The 17426-nt window shown below is 71.2% G+C and carries 13 protein-coding genes; 7 read left to right on the forward strand and 6 right to left on the reverse strand.

The window, feature by feature from the left end:
* Positions 1-106 precede the first annotated feature (106 nt).
* From ACWBNA_RS10545 to ACWBNA_RS10565, 5 genes are all read right to left on the reverse strand, one after another.
* Positions 107-1825, reverse strand: a complete 1719-nt coding sequence (locus ACWBNA_RS10545; RefSeq protein WP_482704011.1) for a hypothetical protein — start codon at positions 1823-1825, stop codon at positions 107-109.
* A 2-nt stretch (positions 1826-1827) separates the two neighbouring features.
* The gene (locus ACWBNA_RS10550) at positions 1828-2730 is read right to left on the reverse strand and encodes a carbohydrate ABC transporter permease (protein WP_482704012.1); all 903 of its coding nucleotides are present in this window, start codon (positions 2728-2730) and stop codon (positions 1828-1830) included.
* A complete protein-coding gene (locus tag ACWBNA_RS10555; RefSeq protein ID WP_482704013.1) occupies positions 2727-3638 on the reverse strand; it encodes a carbohydrate ABC transporter permease in 912 nt (303 codons plus the stop codon). Before ACWBNA_RS10555 ends, ACWBNA_RS10550 begins: the two co-directional genes overlap by 4 nt.
* Positions 3639-3754: 116 nt before the next feature.
* Complete coding sequence (locus ACWBNA_RS10560; protein WP_482704014.1) at positions 3755-5083, reverse strand: extracellular solute-binding protein; 1329 nt, start codon at positions 5081-5083, stop codon at positions 3755-3757.
* Between the two features lie 274 nt (positions 5084-5357).
* Complete coding sequence (locus ACWBNA_RS10565; protein WP_482704015.1) at positions 5358-6491, reverse strand: ROK family transcriptional regulator; 1134 nt, start codon at positions 6489-6491, stop codon at positions 5358-5360.
* A gap of 319 nt (positions 6492-6810) precedes the next feature.
* Between ACWBNA_RS10565 and ACWBNA_RS10570 the strand changes: the two genes are divergently transcribed.
* The 3 genes from ACWBNA_RS10570 (at position 6811) to ACWBNA_RS10580 (ending at position 11599) form a co-directional block, all read left to right on the forward strand.
* Complete coding sequence (locus ACWBNA_RS10570; RefSeq protein WP_482704016.1) at positions 6811-7719, forward strand: N-acetylglucosamine kinase; 909 nt, start codon at positions 6811-6813, stop codon at positions 7717-7719.
* Between the two features lie 179 nt (positions 7720-7898).
* A complete protein-coding gene (locus ACWBNA_RS10575; protein WP_482704017.1) occupies positions 7899-9827 on the forward strand; it encodes a phosphatase PAP2 family protein in 1929 nt (642 codons plus the stop codon).
* Between the two features lie 92 nt (positions 9828-9919).
* Positions 9920-11599 (forward strand): ArnT family glycosyltransferase, encoded by a 1680-nt coding sequence (locus ACWBNA_RS10580; RefSeq protein ID WP_482704018.1) that lies wholly within the window; start codon positions 9920-9922, stop codon positions 11597-11599.
* 9 nt (positions 11600-11608) lie between these two features.
* On the opposite strand, the gene ACWBNA_RS10585 is transcribed toward ACWBNA_RS10580, so the two are convergent.
* Entirely contained in the window at positions 11609-12010 is a 402-nt protein-coding gene (locus ACWBNA_RS10585; protein ID WP_482704020.1) for a DUF3662 domain-containing protein, read from the reverse strand.
* Positions 12011-12233: 223 nt separating this feature from the next.
* On the opposite strand from ACWBNA_RS10585, the gene ACWBNA_RS10590 reads away from it, so the two are divergent.
* The 4 genes from ACWBNA_RS10590 to ACWBNA_RS10605 all read left to right on the forward strand — a co-directional run bounded on the left by ACWBNA_RS10590 (position 12234) and on the right by ACWBNA_RS10605 (position 17184).
* On the forward strand, positions 12234-13157 hold the full coding sequence (locus ACWBNA_RS10590; RefSeq protein ID WP_482704021.1) for a MurR/RpiR family transcriptional regulator: 924 nt from the start codon (positions 12234-12236) through the stop codon (positions 13155-13157).
* A 393-nt stretch (positions 13158-13550) separates the two neighbouring features.
* Positions 13551-13943: a hypothetical protein gene (locus ACWBNA_RS10595; RefSeq protein ID WP_217237912.1), complete on the forward strand. Its 393-nt coding sequence runs from the start codon at positions 13551-13553 to the stop codon at positions 13941-13943.
* 118 nt (positions 13944-14061) lie between these two features.
* Complete coding sequence (locus ACWBNA_RS10600) at positions 14062-14628, forward strand: antibiotic biosynthesis monooxygenase (RefSeq protein ID WP_482704022.1); 567 nt, start codon at positions 14062-14064, stop codon at positions 14626-14628.
* Between the two features lie 171 nt (positions 14629-14799).
* Complete coding sequence (locus ACWBNA_RS10605; protein WP_482704183.1) at positions 14800-17184, forward strand: SpoIIE family protein phosphatase; 2385 nt, start codon at positions 14800-14802, stop codon at positions 17182-17184.
* The last annotated feature ends 242 nt before the right edge of the window (positions 17185-17426 follow it).

The following is a 17426-nucleotide window of genomic DNA, read 5'->3' on the forward strand; positions in this document are numbered from 1 at the left end:
CGTCGTACGCCTCCGGCGTGTCCGGCAGCTCGTGCAGCGGGCCGCGCTGGTGCGTGAGGTTCACCGGGGTCAACCCTTCATGCCTGAGTGGCCATGGTCGTCGGGGTCACACGACAGGTGCGGGCCGACGGGCGTGCAGTGCGACGGTCAGTGTGTGCGGGCCGAGTCCACCGATGTACACCCGGTTCCCGGTCGTCGCGTCGGTGCCGCCCACCACGGTGTAGTCCTGACCCGGGTCGTAGCGCAGTACGTCGCTCCGGTCCGGCCCGGCGAGCGGTTCGCCTGCCTCCACGTCGGCCTCGACCCGGATCTCGTCGTCACCGACCCGGTACGTCATCGGCCCGGTCGTCAGGCACCAGCGTCCGTCGCCGATCGGTACGGCGCCCTCTGGCACACCGCCCGGACGGAAGGTCAGTTCCAGGGCCCAGGGGACCCGTGGTCCGCTGATGTCGATCCGCAGGTCGGCACCGTCTTCCCTCAGGTCCACTTCGACGCGGGTCGTCTGGGAGACCTCGTCCCGAGGCCGGTCCGGGAAGGCCATCGAGGCCGAGAAACGTCCGTCGTCCACCAGTCGGTAGACACCGTCGTCCCGCCTCTCGTCCTTCGGGAGCGGCTGGTAGTAGGCGGCCGTGAGGGTTTCGGTGAGCCCATACCGGTTGTCGGCGAGCTGCTGCATGCCGGCGGCGCGGAACGGGCCCAGGTCGAAGAACCCCCGCGTCAGACGAACCGCGTCGAGGACGGCCCCGCCGGCGAACAGGCGCAGGAAGGTGGGGTTGCAGGCGAGGCCCGAGCGGATGCGCCGGTGCTCGGGCACGTCGGAGCCGCCGTACACCACCGTGTGCGCGGTGGCCGAGGCGCGTGCGGCAAGGCGTGCGGTGGTGAGGTACCGGTCCCGCGGAAGGGTCTCCGCAGTCGGGGCCGGCAGGGCGCGGCACAGGTCCGGGGTGAGGAGGGTCTCGGCGAGCAGGTCGGGGTCGTCGATACCGCCGGCGGCCGCCAGCCGCGCCACCCGGGCGAAGTCGCCCCGGCCGGTGCGGATCGCGAGCAGCCGGTAGTGGGGCAGGTAGGGCGCCAGCGGAAACGGGCGGTTCTGGTCCTGCCGTCGCGAGTGGACGGTCTCCACCGTGCCGTCCGGCCTGATCAGGTCCAGGGTCGTGGCGAGATTGCGTTCGACGGCGTACAGCAGGTCGGCGCGGCCGAGGACCTCGGCCAGCAGGAGCAGCGACGGGTTGGACACATGGGCCGCGTAGTTGGCGCTGCGTTCCGAGTACAGGCCCTCCGCGTCGATGTCGACGCCCTCGGCGAGCCACTCCTCGACGCGGTCGAGCAGCCGGTCGTCCGGGAACGACCGGTGCAGCCGGGCCAGCGCCGCGCACAGTTCCCAGCGGTGGTTCGGGGTGTGGACCCCGCCGGTGAGGAGGCTGCCCGTGGCGGCGCGGGCGATCTCGGCGAGCGCGGCCGTGACGTCGCGCAGCTCCGGCCCCCCGCCGGCGGCGAGGACGTGCGCGTCGCACACGTCGTTGACGGTGAAGCCGGAGTCCGGCGGCGACTGCACGTTGTCGCCGCCGGCGAAGAGGCCGGTGGTGGTCTGCGTGGCCCGCAGGGCGCGGAGGTGGGTCGTCGCGGCGGCGATGGCCTGCCCGCTGCCGTGCAGTACCGAGTCCGGGGAGCGGTATGCCGCGACCAGGGTCTTCACCCGTCGCGCCAGACCACGGTGCGGCACACCGGCGGGTTCCTCGTCGGGGCGGGCCGCGAGCGGGGCGGCCAGCCGGTCGGCGGCGCGGGCCACCGCGCGGACGAACTCGTGATCGAGCGGGGTGGGCAAGGTCAGTCCTTCAGGCCGGCGTTGATGTCGGCGTTCATGACGTACTTCTGGAACACCAGGAAGACGACGATCAGCGGGATCATGGAGATGACCGAACCGCCGAGCAGCACCGACCAGTTGATGTTCTGCGCCCCTACGAGGCTCTGGATGCCGATCTGCACGGTGAACTTCTCGGGGTCGTTGAGCATCAACAGCGGCCAGATGTAGTCGTTCCACCGCCACTGGAACGACAGGATGGCGAGCGTCAGCATGATGGGCCGGGAGAGCGGCACCATGATCCGCAGGAAGATCGACAGCTCACGGGCGCCGTCGATGCGGGCGGCCTCGATGAGCTCGTCGGGGACCGTCAGGAAGAACTGGCGGAACATGAAGCACCCGGTCGCGGTGAGCAGGGCCGGGAGGATGATGCCGGCGAGCGAGTTGTAGAAGCCGAGGTCGCGGACCACCAGGAACAGCGGGGCGAGCATGACCTCGGCCGGCAGCATCGTGGTGGCCAGGATGCAGAGGAAGAAGGCCTTGAGCCATTTGTTGTCGTACTTGGCCAGCGCGTACCCGGTACAGCAGCTGACTCCCACCGTGAGGATCGTCGCGATCACACACACGAGGGTCGTGTTGATGAAGTACTGGGCGAAGTTGGCGCTTGCCCACGCTTCCTTGTAACCCGACACGGTGGGGTCGTCCGGGAACACCGTCAGCGGAAGGGAGAACAGGTCTCCCGCCGGCTTGAAGGAGCTGAGGACGAACCACAGCACCGGGATCCCGTAGAGGGCCGCCAGGACCCACAGCAGTGTCGTCGCGGGAATCGCGCGCCGAAGCCCGCCGGTTGCCGAGCCACGGGGCCTCTTCTTGGAGACGGCCCGTACGGAGTCGGCGTCGACCTTGCGCGGCATGTCTGTGGTTGTCATCGGTTCTCCACCCGCCGGTTGACCATCATCTGGATGATCGCGACGGCCATCAGGATGAGCATGAGCACGAACGACGCGGCGCTCGCGTAGCCGATCTGGCCTGCCTTGAACCCAGTCTGGTAGATGTACTGGACAAGCAGGTTGTTCGACGTTCCGGGTCCGCCGTTGTTGAGGGAGGCGAACACCGCGTATTCCTTCATCGCGTGGATCGTGTTGAGCAGGATGACGATGAACGAGGTGGGCGCGATGCTCGGCAGTGTGATGCTGATGAACTGGCGCCACGGACCGGCGCCGTCGAGCGCGGCCGCCTCGTAGTACGACGTCGGTACGTTCTTGATCGCCGCGATGAACAGCAGCATGGAGAAGCCCGTCCAGGCCCAGGCTGCCGCCACCACGACCACGATCAGTGACAGGTCCGCGTTCGACTGCCACGGAACGGCGCTCCCGCCGACCTTCTCGATGAGGTAGTTGACCAGTCCGAAGTTCTCACCGAACAGCCATCGCCACAGGACACCCACGATGATGGGTGACAGAAGCCACGGGATGAAGAAGAAGAGGCGGGCGAACGACGCGCCCTTGGCGTGCTTGCTCACCACCACGTTGGCGATGAGCAGCGACAACACGAAGTTCAGCGGAACGAAGAGCACGGTGTACAGCAGCGTGCGGGTCGTCGCGGCGTAGAAGGTCGAGTCCCCGAGCAGCTTCTGGTAGTTGTCCAGTCCGACGAACTGGAACGCCCCTACGCCCGTGTAGTTCGTGAAGGAGTAAACGAGCCCGATCACCGCCGGCCAGACGAAGAACAGCGCGAAGAGCACGACATTGGCCGCGATGAGGACGAGCGGCGCGAGGGTGTACTTACTGCGGCTCCTGGGCGGGCTCACGGACACGTCCGAGGCTCGTTTTGTCATCTTCCTGACTCCGTGCTGGTGGATGGGATTGCCGTGGGCTCACGCCATGAGCCCGGCATCACGCGGACGTCCAGGTCCGGGCGGCGGTGGCTCGTACCGCCGCCCGGACCTGGGGCCTACGATGCGCCGCCGACCTGCTGGTTGTAGCCGGCCACGATGTTCTCCAGGGCCTTGTCGGCCGACTGCTCACCGTTGATCGCCTTGCCGATCTCCGCCTTGGTCGGGTCGTCGGTGAGGCTCTTGCCCTTCAGCGCCCAGTTCGTCTGCGCGACGTTGAAGTAGCCGGAGATGGGGGCGTAGAGCGGGATCGACTCGTTGTAGAGCTTGAACGCCGCCTGCGCCGCCTCGGACTTGAAGGGGTACGTCGGGTTCAGACCGGTCTCGACGGGCAGGAACCCGGACGCCTCGCACAGCGCCTGGTAGTGGGCCGGCTCGTACAGCCAGGACAGGAAGTCCGTCGCGGCCTTGGCCGCGTCCGCGTTGTTGTTGAAGCCCACCGTCATGCCGCCGCTGTTGACGTCGCTGGCCTGCACCGGCTCGGCGGGGGTCGGGACGCTCGCCCACTCGAACTTCGTGACGCTCTCCGCGAAGGAGGCGACCTGCCACACACCGGACCAGTAGGCGACGACGTCACCGCTCTGGAACATGGCCGACGGGTCGGCGCCGCTGGTCCACACCGACTTCGGCATGGTCTTGTCGTCGTTCCATCCGACGAAGGTGTTCACGGCCTTCTTGGTCGCCTCGTCCGCCGAGAACTTGCCGGAGGAGTCCGCGTGCATGTACTGCCCGCCCATCTCGTACACCATGGCGCGGAGTCTGGACGGCGACTGGTCGAACGTCAGGGAGTACTTGGCGTCGGTCTTCTCCCGGACCTCGTTCGCCGCCTTGATGAACTCGGTCCAGGTCCAGGTCTTGGACGGCGACGTCGGGTAGGAGACGCCGGCCTTCTCGAAGAGCGACTTGTTGATGAACATGCCGGACGCGGTGACGTCCGAGGGGATGGACAGCACCTTGCCGGACGAGTCCTTGGCGACGAAGTTGGCGTTGATCTTGTTGGTCTTGTTGTTGGCGATGGAGCTGAGGTCGAGCAGCTTGTTCGACCAGATCGGGTCCAGCTTCGGCACCGCCGCCACGTCGGGCAGGGAGCTCGCCTGCGCGGCGTTGCGCAGCTTCGCGTCGTAGCCGTCGTAGGGGATGTTGACGAGCTTGACCTTGACGCCGGTTTCCTTCTCGTACTGCGCCACCATCTTCTTCCAGCCCGCGTCCTGCCCCGGAACCGTGGAGATCCAGAACGTCAGCGACTTGGAGGTCCCGCCCGAGTCGGATCCCCCTCCACAGGCGGAGAGCAGCAGGGCACCTGCCGTGGCAACGGCAGCGAGGGGAGCCAGGCGGCGCATACCGCCGCGGCCGAGTCGGCGAGAGCGCCGCACACCCACAGTGGTCATCTTCGATCCCTTTTTTTCGGTAGGGGACGGAGCACGGCGCCAGCCGAGGCGGCACGGGTGCATTTTGAAGGGAATATCGCTTTCCGGAGCACGGCCTCGCCCGGCCGCGCCATCCTGACGGGTGGGATCCCCGGCCGCCATGGCCGTCGTCACGCGAGCACGCCATCGCGTGGCTGCCGTACCTCGGGTACGGGCGGGACGCTCACCCCAAGCCGGTGTCCCGACCGGCTTAGAAAGCGCTTGTCCGGACATTGGCAGATCGAGTTGGAAGCCGTCAATCCTTCTCCCCCACGGCCTCGGTCACGGTTTGGACTCCCCGGGCGACGGCGAGCCGGGAGGCACCCACGACCGTGCCGAGGTCCCCGACCGTGCTGCTGACCACCTCGGTGGGCCAGCTCAGCCGTGCCAGTTCGGCCCGCACACCGGGCAGGAGCTGCGGGTCCGCGCCGGTGCTGCCGCCCAGCACGATCAGTCCCGGGTCCAGTACGGCGGTCACGGCGGCGGCCAGGCGGCCCACGTCCGTGGCATGACGGCCGACGACGGCGCGAGCCGTGGCCCGCCCCTCGGCGGCTGCGGCGAAGAGCCGCTCGGCGGTACGGGGACGCGGCCCGTCGGTGTCCTGCCAGGCCTCGGCGGCCCGCCGCAGCAGCGAGCGTGCGCCGATGTACTCCTCCAGGGCCTCCTGGCGCGGATCGCGGTCGTCGTCCCAGGGGTAGGGCAGCCGGGCCATCTCTCCCGCGGCACCGTTGGCCCCGCGCAGCACCTGACCGCCGACCACGATGCCGAGACCGATGCCCACGCCGATCCGCAGATAGCCGAAGGTGTGGTGGCCGCGCGCGGCACCCTCGTGCAGCTCCGCGAGCGCGGCGCAATTCACGTTGTTCTCCAGGTGAACGGGAACACCCGCGGGCAGCGCGACGGCCACGGCGTCGAAGACCGGGCCCGCCTTGGCGGTCGCGGGCCGCATACCGGCGCCTCCCTCCTGCGGCGCGGTGACGTCACCGACGGCGACGACGATGCTGCGCAGCGGGGCCCCGGCGGGCAGGGCGAAGAGGGCCTCGCGCACGACGTCGGCGGCCTCCTGCCGGGCGCCGGTGGCCTGGGCGAGCAGGGTGCCGTCCAGGGCGCAGCCGCGCACCCGGGTGAGGGCGGGACCGAGGTCGACGGCGAGCACGGCCCCGGCCGCCGGACCGAGGCCGTATACGGCGGCGCTGCGGCCCGTGCCGCCGGAGGCGGTGCCGGAGCAGGCGGCGAGCCGGGCGTTCTCCAGTTCCGCCACGGCGGAGGACACCGTCGGCTTGGACAGGCCCGCCAGGCTCGCGAGCTGCGGGCGGGTCGCCCTGCCCGCCCCGGCCAGCACGGCGAACACCGCGCTCGCGCTCTCGGTCAGGCGGGGGGCTTTCGCCACGTCGTGTTCCACAGTTCTCCCACACAGGTCAAGGGCCGCGCTCCCGGGTCGATCGGGTCGGGGGGATGCGGCGATGGGATGCCCTGGCGTCGCGGATTCCCCGCCTCTCGGCGGCCCGGACGGGCCGTTCCGGTGGAGTGCGCGATGCCTCTTGACACGCACTGTACTTCGTTAGTTAACTTCCTAACGAACGTCACGGTACTCGCCTGCCGTGGTCCGTCAGAGGCCCGTCCCGGGGCTTCCCGAGTTCTTCAACTCCCCCTGTTCCAGGCACGGTTCGCCCACCGTCGCAGCCAAGCGCAACGACGAAAGAGGTTCCGTGCAGGACTCTCCTCCCTCGTGCCCGCTCGTGGTCGGCATTGACGTGGGCGGCACCAAGACGCACCTGCGCGCCTTCGCGGGCGAGCGGTCCGTCGCCGATCACGTCCGGCCGAGCAGCGGCTGGCGGCCGCACGACCCGGTGGCCGCGGCCGGCTGGCTGGCCGCGCTGGTCGCCGAGGCGCTGCCGACGGGCGCCCGCCCGTCAGCCGTCGCGGTGGGCGGGCACGCCTGCGAGACCCCCCGGCAGTGCGCCCAGATCCGCACCGCTCTGCAACTCCACTTCGACGCGCCCGCCCTGGTCATGGGCGACGCCGAACTCCTGGTCCCCGCGGCGGGTCTGGACCGTGGTGTCGGCCTGGTCGCCGGCACGGGTTCGGTCGCGGTCGGCCGGCTCGACGACGGCAGCCCCGTCCAGGTCGGCGGCTGGGGCGCGGTGCTCGGCGACGAGGGCGGCTCTGCCGGTCTCGTCCGTGAGGCCGTACGGGCCGCGTGGGCGGCGCACGACCGCGGCGAGGAACCCGACGCCCTGGCCAAGTCCCTGGTCGCCGCGTTCGGTGTCGCCGAGGTCCCCGGGCTCGGGGCGGCACTGGAGAGCGCCGAGGACGTCTCCGCCGAGTGGGGCCGGCACGCACCCGCGGTGTTCGCCGCCGCCGAGGCGGGCTCACCGCTCGCCCGAACGGTCATCACCGAAGGCGGCCGCGCCCTGGCCGCGCTCGTCGAACGGCTCGCCGCACGCGGGGTCCCGGTCGACGACGTCGTGATCGCCGGCAGCACCGTCCTGGCCCAGCCCGCCCTGTACGACGCCTTCGTGTCGTCCCTGGCCGAGCGCGTGCCGGAAGCCCGGCCGAGGCCCCTCGAGGTGGCGCCGGTCGAGGGGGCGGTGGCGATGGCCCGTTCACTCGTATGACACGCGGCGGATGCCGGGTCCTCCCCGATCCGACACAACCCGCCCGTAGATCTTCGCTCGTACGGCTCGGAAAGCGCGTTCGAGAGGCCTTGAGCCACCCGTCGCACCGCGAGCCGCAGCCGATCGCACCACCTCCTTCCGCCGGCCGCAGGGCCGATGAACTCAAGAGAGGCAGACGCATGCCGTCACCAGCCGGGCACAGCTCCCCCTCGTCGGTCCGTGAACGCGCCGTGAACCGAAGGGGGTTCCTCAAGACGTCGCTGGGCGCCTCGGCCGGGGTGCTGGCCGCTCCCACGCTCGCCACCTGGCTGGCCGCCACGGACGCGAAGGCGGCCACGGCCTTCGCCCCCTTCGTCGACGACTACAAGACGAACGTCCTGACGAACCTGACGCCCGAGACCAACGCTGTGGTCCGGATCCTCGGTGGCATGGCCGAGGTGTGGAAGACCGGCGACGCCTGGAACACCGGCACCCCGCTGATGCCCGAGGTGCTGCGCGCCAACATGCGCTACTGCGCCCGGACCACCGCCGCGCGCACGGAGGCGCAGGCCAGGGAGGCGTTCGTCTACGACCGCCAGCACCAGAGTTACGCGATGATCGGCGGCCTCGGCCCGCTGGCCGACCTGTACCGGGCGGGCGCCAAGGCGGTCACCTCGATCACCAGCGCCCCCGAGGGCGTCCCCGCCACCACGATCAGCGACGCCGTCCCGGCCGGCGCCCCCGCGGGATCCGCCCTCGGCGCGGGCTCCTACGACTCGGCGCTCGGCCAGGTCGCCAAGCTGGTCGACACGGTGCGCGGCCCCTTCGCCTCGGGCAACCCCGGCAAGTACGCCTTCCAGTACCCGCGTCCGTGGCGCATGAACGAGGACAGCCAGGTCGTCGACACCGGGGCGAAGGACGCGCTCGGCTACCCGGTCTACGACTCGGACGTGGTCGTCGTGACCCAGCTGCTGCGGCAGCGCGGCACGTCCCCGACCGACGACGGCGGCTACCCCAGCGGTCACACCAACGCCTTCCACCTGGCGGCCCTGGCCTTCGCCTACGCGGTGCCCGAGCGGTTCCAGGAGCTGGTGACGCGCGCCTTCGAGCTGAGCCACACCCGCATCATGGCGGGCATGCACTCCACGGTCGACGTCCTCAGCGGCCGGATCATGGCCACCGCCCTGGCCGCCGCCGCGCTGGCCGACCCGGCGAACGCCGGCCTCAAGGCCGCGGCGCGTGCCCAGGCCCTGGCGTACTTCCAGGAGAAGACCGGCACCACCGCGGACACGCTGTACACCTACGCCCACGCGGACGGCTCCGACCCGTACGCCGACCGCGACGCCAACGAACGTGCCGTCAGGCCCCGGCTGACCTACGTGCTGACCCGGCGCGGCCGCGACGAGCCGCTGACCGTGCCGAAGGGCGCGGAGGTGCTGCTGGAGACGCGACTGCCGTACCTCGACGCGGCCCAGCGCCGTGACGTACTGCGGACGACCGCGCTGCCCTCGGGCTACGTCCTGCTGGACGGCTTCGAGCAGTGGGGGCGGCTGAACCTGTTCGCCGCGGCGGACGGTTACGGATCCTTCGACTCCGACGTGACCGTCACGCTCGACGCGGCGGCCGGCGGCTTCAAGGCGGCCGACAGCTGGCGCAACGACATCGACGGCGAGGGTGGTCTCACCAAGCGTGGCAGCGGCACGCTGACCCTGACGGGCCACAACCGGTACACGGGCGGCACCGTGCTGGAGGACGGTGTGCTGGTCGCCGGTTCGGCTCACGCGCTGGGCCACGGTGGCGTGACGGTGACCGGCGGGACGCTGCAGCTCGGCAAGTCGCTGCAGGTCCACGGCACATACGCGCAGGAATCCGGCACCCTTCAGGTGACGCTGCGTTCGGGCCAGGAGCCGGTCCTGGAGGTCACGCGCCGTGCGGTGCTCGGCCGGGGCAGCTCCCTGTCCCTGCGCCTCGACGCCAACAGGCCGCCCGTCGCGGGCAGTACGGTCCGCGTGCTCGGCGCCCCGGTGCTGCGCGGCCAGTTCGACCGCGTCGAGCTGAACTCCGACACCCTGCGGGCCGTACCCCTCTACACGGCGGAAGGTCTGTCGGTACGACTCCTGAAGCGGTAACGCCCCCGGTGGCGGGAGCTGATGCAGAGTAGGCGCATGAGACGCCGCCGGATCGCTCCCGCCACCGCCCGCCCGGTGTCACCGCGGGGCGGATGATGACGCGCGAACGGGACCCGGCCCTGGACCCGGCCCCCGAGGTGCTCGACGCGCGGCCCCAGGGGCGATCGCCGTCCTGGCGGCGCCGACTGGTGCCGCTCCTCGTGGTCATGCTGCTCGCCCACATGGCCGCCGCGATGGTGACCACCGCCGTCCAGCAGACCCCCACCATCGACGAGCCGGTGTACGTGGCAACGGCCGCCGACTACCTGCACGAACACCGTGTGCGCTGCAACCCCGAGCATCCGCCGCTGGGGAAGCTGGTCATCGCCGCCGGGGTGGCCCTGGCCGACCCGCACGTCGATCCGTCCTTCACCGGCGGCCAGGGCAGCCTCGGCCGGCACCTGTTGTACGAGTCCGGCAACGACCCCTGGCGGCTGATGCTGTGGGCCCGTCTTCCGGTGATCGCGCTGACGCTGCTGTTCGGGCTCGTCGTCTTCGCCTTCACCCGTGAACTCGCCGGTCCGGTCGGCGGGTTGGCGGCGCTCGCCCTGTACTCCTTCTCTCCCGACGTCATCGCCCACGGCTCGCTGGCCACGCTCGACGTGCCGATGGCCGGGTTCCTGCTGACGTCGGTGTGGCTGCTGTGGCGGGCGCGCAGGCGGCCTCGGCTGTGTCTGCCGCTCGCCGGAGCGGCGCTCGGAGCGGCCCTGGCCACGAAGATGAGCGCGCTGGCGGCCTTACCGGTCCTGCTGGTGCTGGCCGCCGTGTCGGTGTGGTGCGCGGAGCGGGGTTCACCGGACCGGCGCGGGAAGCTGCTGCGGGCGGCCGGGGGCGCCGTCGTCGTGGCGCTGGTCGCCGTGGCCGTCGTATGGGCGTCGTATCTGGCCGTCGATCCACGGCTGCGCTGGTCGCCGCAGCAGTACGTGCCCGTCGTGCACGGGCGGCGGGGACTGCTGGTGCAGTTGCTGCCGTTCCCGGACGCGTACCGGGACGGCATGCGGATCCAGTTCAGCCTGGAGAACCGTCCGTGGGAGGGCTTTCTGCTCGGCCGGGTGTACGAGGGGTCCCTGTGGTACTACCTGCCGGTGGCGCTGCTGGTGAAGACGCCGCTCGGCATGCTCGCGCTGTGGACGGCCGGTGCCGTCGTGGTGGTGGCGGTACGCCGGCTGCGTCCCGTGGCGCCGTATCTGCTGCTGCCGGCCGCGGTGTTGCTGGCGGCGGCCATGACGGGGGCGAGGGACCTCGGCACCCGGTACGCCGTCTTCCTGCCGATGTTCCTGGCGGTGGCGGCGGGCTGCGTCCTGGTCCCGCGGTGGCGGTGGACGCCGGTGGTGACGGGGGCGCTGGTGCTGTTCGTCGCCGTCAGCTCCGTGCGGACGTACCCCTACTATCTGCCGTACTCCAACGAGGCGTTCGGCGGTCCGGCCAAGACCCGGCTCAGGCTGCACGACTCCAACGTCGACTGGGGCCAGGATCTCGGCCGGCTCGCCGACCGGCTGCGGGAGCGGTACCGGGGCGAGCGGATCTGGCTCGTGTACAAGGGCAGCGGCGTGCCGTCGGCTTACGGCATCGACTCATCCGATCCCCTCGCGGCGCCCCGGCGCGAAGTGCGCGGACTGCTGGTCGTGTCGAACTCCTCGATTGCCAAAGCGAAGGGCGAGCTGGCCGAGTTGATCGACAGCGGTCGCGCGATCGACCAGGTCGGTCATTCGATCACGATCTACCGCCGCTGACGTCCGCTCCTAGCGGGCCGCGTACTGGAAACCGTCGGCGCTCACATGCGTCATCACGCTGCTGGCCAGCCGGTACCGGCCGTTGGGCACATGCGCCGACCTGGTGATGTGCACGGCGAGCGGGCCGGCCCACTCGTAGCCCTTGTGTTCGGCGTGCCGCATCAGACTGTCGGTGAGCACCTGGCCGACGTTGGTCCCCCGGCGCGAGAGCTCGTCGTGGACGGAGTCGGCGAGTTCGATGTCATAGGCGTTGGGGACCACGACACGGGTCTCGCTGCACACCACCGCGTTGCTGTCGCACTCGCGTCGCAACGCGTCGAGGAGCTCGACGGGTTCCTTGTCGAAGACCCGCGCCCACAGCGCCTCCCACCGGTTCTCCAGGGCCTGTTCCACCGCGCTGAGTGCGCTCATTCGCCTCTCACCTGCCGAAGAGTTGGTGCGTTTGCCGGCTTCGAAGATCGTCGTCGAAGCGCTGTCGCCGGGGCGGGTTCCCGACCGGCGCGACCGTATCCGTCCTTTCGGCGGCTCGATCCCTCGCTCCCGGGCCGGTCCTCTGGGGCTTGCGCTCAAGCCGCTGGTCACCACGGTGCGTGAGCTATGTTGAGGCACTGTGGGAGACAAAGGAGGCGCAGCCGTGCCATCGCCGCAGCAGGCACGCGCCCAGGCATCCGCGATCACCTCGGGGAAGACCGCGCCGGAGGCGGAGGTCTCCCCGACTTCCCAGCTCAGGGGCCTGTTCGACCGGCCCCGGCTGTCCCCTGGGCAGCGCCGCATCGCCCAGTACCTGATCGAGCACATCACCGAGGCTGCCTTCCTCTCGATCACCGATCTCGCGGAGCGCGTCGGCGTCAGCCAGCCGTCGGTGACGCGCTTCGCCGCGGCGGTGGGCTTCAGCGGTTACCCCGCGCTACGGGAGAGGCTCCAGTCGATCGCGCTCGCCACCCTCGCCGGCGGTCCCCCCGCGGCGGAGGAGAACGGCAGCAACGAACTCCAGGCGGCGGTCGACGCCGAGATCGACAACCTGGAGAACCTGCGGCGCGACTTCGCCGACCCCGACCAGGTGATCGACGTCGGCCGCAAGCTGTCCCGGTCGACCCCGCTGACCATCCTGGGCCTGCGCATCTCGGCGTCCCTGGCCGAGTACTTCGCGTACGCGGCCCGCCGGGTCCACCCGGACGTGCGGCTGGTCACCCGGGGCGGCAGCGTCGCCTACGACGCCCTGCTCCAGTCGCGCGAGGCGGGCGGTACCTGGGTGCTGGCGTTCTCGATGCCCCGGCACGCCCAGGAGACCCTGACCGCGGTACGGGTCGCGCGCAGCGCCGGCCTCAAGGTGGCGCTGGTCACCGACCTGGCGCTCGGACCGGTGGCCGACGAGGCGGACGCCGTTTTCGCCACCGGTACCGGGTCCCGTCTGGTCTTCGACTCCTACGCCGCGCCGGGCGTCATGGCCGCCGCGCTGCTGCAGGCCATGACCGACGCCGACCCGGAACGCACGCAGGCCCGGCTCGAGGACTACGAGCACATTTCCGACCAGCACCAGTTCTTCCTGCGGGACTGACCCGCCACCCCTACATCGGACACACGGGGACCATTCGTCTCATACCGCGCATGAATGTTTTCATGCTTCTTGCAAAGCGGACGGCATATATAAATACTGCTCACGGATCGCACCCCCGGCCATTCCGGGACACACGTTCCGCACCCGCATCCGCCCGCACAGAGACGACGGTCCGCTCATGCGCCTGCCGCACCACACGCCGCGCGGGCACCGTCCTACGTCGCGGACCACTGCACGGACACCTGAAGCCGCCGATTCCTACCCGCGTCGGCGCCCAGGGTGTTCGGTCGGGCATCGCCTGCGCGAGCGCCCGTGGCGGCCCCGGTCATCCCCTGGACCGGGGCCGCGCCACCCCGTCGGACCACCCCGCACGACGACGCACACCCGGAAGCGATGACCATGACCCTGACGACCACGCGAACCACCAAGCGGATCAGCCCGGACTGGCCGTGTCAGGTGAAGAACCCCGGCAGCTACGACTGGGAGCGCTCGGCGGCCAAGTGGCTGCGCGAACTGGTGCCGGCACGCTATGCCAGCTACCCGGCTCTCATCCGCCACCCCGTCCTGCTCGCCCGGCACGCCCAGATCCAGGTCCAGCAGGAAGTGCGGGTCGCCCGCACCGCCCTGCAGACCGCACGCGCCGACCTGCCGGGACTCGGTCTTCCGGAGTCGGTCATCGAGCACACGATCAAGCTGTACGCGGCGGAGGTCCTGCAGTTGCAGCACATCGCCCGCAGCGTGCGGGCGGTCACCCAGGCTCTGATCGAGCACGGACACGGACGCTGACACGGCGCGTGCGTCGGCTGTCCGGCCCGCGACCCGGCGCGTGATGCGCGACCCGGTACCGGTACCGGCACACGGCGCGGGGGCATGAGGCGCGTCTCACGTGGCACACGTGATGAGCATGAGCACCACCGACGTACGGCGGGGCGACCCGGTCACCACGGTCCTCACCTGGCAGGTGCGCCCCGGCCACGAGCAGGAGTTCGAGCAGTGGACGCACGGGATCACCCGCTGCGCCAGACGCTTCCCCGGCAACGAGGGTGTCTCCTGGCTGCGGCCCGAGGACGGTCACCGCTTCCACGCGGTGCTGCGCTGGTCCGATCCGCACCGGCTCGCCGCCTGGCTGGAGTCGGACGAGCGGGCCACGTGGCACGAGAGGATCGAGCGGATCGCGACGGAGATCGGCAGTGAGCGGCAGTCGACGACCGGGATGGAGACCTGGTTCGCTCTTCCGGGCACCACCGTGCGGGCCCCGCACCGGTGGAAGATGGTGCTCACCACCTTCCTCGGCGCCTATCCGTTCACCCTCCTCATCCAGTGGCTGGTGGCACCGCACACGATGACCTGGCCCCTGCCGTTGCGCGCCGCGGTGTTCCCGGTCGTGCTGCTGCCGGTACTGACGTACCTGGTCATGCCACTGCTGAGCCGCCTGCTGCGGCTGTGGCTGTACCCGCCGCCGGACCGCTGACGGACGCCCCCTCCGGCGGGACGGCGGGCCAGGCGCCGGGCCCGCCGTCCCCCGGCTTCACGGGTGCGTGCGATCCGCGCGCACAAGTCGGCGATCGATACGGCCCCGGTATGCCATGCTCAACGCGTGACCAGCGAGCCCGCCAGCCCCGAGCCCGGCGCCGCGCCCGACATGGCAGCGCTGGCGAAGGTTGTCGCCCGTCAGCGCGCCGAGATGGACCGGCTGCGTGACCAGGCGGCGATGTCAGCCGTTCTGGAACGGGCCAAGGGTGTGCTGATGGCGCTGACCGGCTGCACGCCGAACGCCGCCGGCGAGGAGCTGCAGCAGCGCGCCAAGGCCGCGAACCGCTCGCTGCTGGAGGAGTGCTGGATCACCCTCGGCGAGCTGGTGCCCCCGCTGCGGCATGCCGCAGCGCAGCCCGAGACCGCCGGGTCCTCCGCCTCCGCCTCCCCCGCTCTCCCCACCGACGCCCACGGGCCCGGTGCGCCGGGCACCCGGAACACGCTCGACGCCGACGGCCCCGGCGGTACGGACGCCCCCTTCGTCGCGCTCGGCCGGCTCGGCGAGGCCCTGGTCCGCGTCGGCACCCCGCAGGACCTCGCCCGCTGTCTGCTGGAGCACCTGAGGACCGAGGTGGGCGCCGACGCGGTCATGATCTTTCAGCACCTGCCCGCCGGGGGGCTGGAACTCGTCGGACACTCCGGGGTCGACGACACGCTGGCCACGCAGTGGCGTCGGGTGCCCCCGCTGGCCGGGATCGCCGCCCTGGACGCGCTCCGCGCGCACGAGCCGCGCTGGCTGGAGGACATCGACACGGACCGGGAGCGGTACCTGCTCATCGGGGACCCGCCGGAGCGCTGGCGCTCCCGCGCCTGGCTGCCGGTGCCGGCCGGGGACACGGCCGAGGTCTGCATCGGCGTCCTGCGCGAGGGCGGCGGGCCCTTCACCCCGTCGGTCCGCCGGCTGTTGCGGGCGGTCGCCCGGCTCTGCGCGGGCCGGCTTCGGGCCTTCGGAGCCCGGCCGGAGTACGCCGCGGACCGTGCCGTCCAGGTGGTGTTCGACGCACTGCCGGGTGCGGCGATGCTGCTGTCACCGCTGACCGCCTCCTCGGGGGAGGTGGAGGACTACCGCATCGACGCGGCGACACCGGACGCCGCCGACATCGTCGGCCGTACCGGCCACGAGCTGGTGGGCCACCGGATCCTGGAGTGCTTCCCCAGCATGGCGGGCGAGGAGCTGTGGCAGGGATGCCTGCGCACGCTGGCGACCGGGGAGCCGTTCGAGGGCCCGCCGTTCGCCCACCATCAGGTCGTGGCCGGCAGCGCCGAGCTCTCGACGTATTCCATGCGGGCGGCACGGCTCGGCGACGGGCTGATCCTGGCCTGGGTCCGGCAGGACTCCTCGGACCGGCAGGAGCAGCGGCTGGCGGACGTACAGCGGCTGGGCAACCTGGGCTGGGCGACCTGGAACCTGGTCACGCACGAGGTCAACTGGTCGTCCCAGGTCTACGACATCCTCGACCGGGACCCCGCGCGCGGCCCGGTCCAGCTCACCGATCTCCCGGGCCTTGCGCTGCCCGAGGACGTGCCGGTGCTGATCCGTTCCATCCGGGAACTCGTGCACGACGGGTGCCGGTTCGACATCCCGTTCCGGATCAGGACGGCCGACGGGGTCCGGCACCTGCGGGCCGTCGCCGAGGCGGTGTCGGCCGCCGACGGCACACCCGTCGAGGTGCACGGCTTTGTGCAGGACCTCACCGCACAGCGCATCGCGGAACTCGCCCTGGTGGAGAGCGAGCAGGAGATCCTGACCCAGCACGGCGTGCTGCGCGCCGAGCGGACGCTGGCCACCCGGCTGCAGCACGCGCTGCTGCCGCTGCCCACCCGGCCGGTGCGGCTGGCCGGCCTGCGCGTCGAAGTGGCCTATCTGCCCGCCCAGTCGGGCATCCATGTCGGCGGCGACTGGTTCAGCGCCATCGAACTGCCCGACGGCGACGCCCTGTTCGTGGTCGGCGACGTCGCGGGGCACGGCATCGGCGCCGTCGCCACGATGGCGCAGCTGCGCTTCACCGCGAAGGGCATGGTCATCACCGGATCGTCGCTGACCGGTGCGCTCAGCCGCCTCAACGCGCTGCTGCTGCACTCCCGTGACTCGCACGGCACCGCGACCATGGTCCTGGCCCGCTACAGCCCCGGCGATCGCCGGCTGGTGTGGGCGCAGGCGGGCCATCCCCCGCCGTTGCTGCTGCGCGACGGCGAGGTGCGCTATCTGGACCGCCCGCGCGGAATGCTGATCGGGGCGAGCTCCTCGCCGGTCTTCGAGGAGGCCGAGTGCCGCCTGGAGCCCGGAGACCGGCTCGTCCTGTACACGGACGGGCTGGTCGAGCGGCCCACCGAGGGCATCGACCAGGGCCTGACACGGCTCGCCGAGTCGGTCGTCGCCCACCACACGGACGAGCCCGGCTCGTTGAGCCCGCTGCTCGCCGCGGTCCTCGAGGGCGAGCGGCGGGACGACGTCTGCGTGGTCGACATCCGGGTGCCCTCCGAGCCGGAGTGAGGGGCGACCGGGGGCGGCTCGGGTCGTCGTTCACTCGTCCCCGCGATGTCGCCAGTACCAGAACGCGCCCACGACGAAGGCCAGCAGGAACACGGCGGGCAGTACCAGGCCCGGGATACGGGAGCCGCTCATCGGCGTGGCCTTCGGTTCGGGTGGTGCTTGGTCCCTCGCACAGGGAGCTGCCCATCGTGACGGCAGCCGCTCCGTGCCCGCCAGCACTTTCCCGACGCGTTGCCCGGTGT

The organism is Streptomyces sp. Q2 (assembly GCF_056820935.1).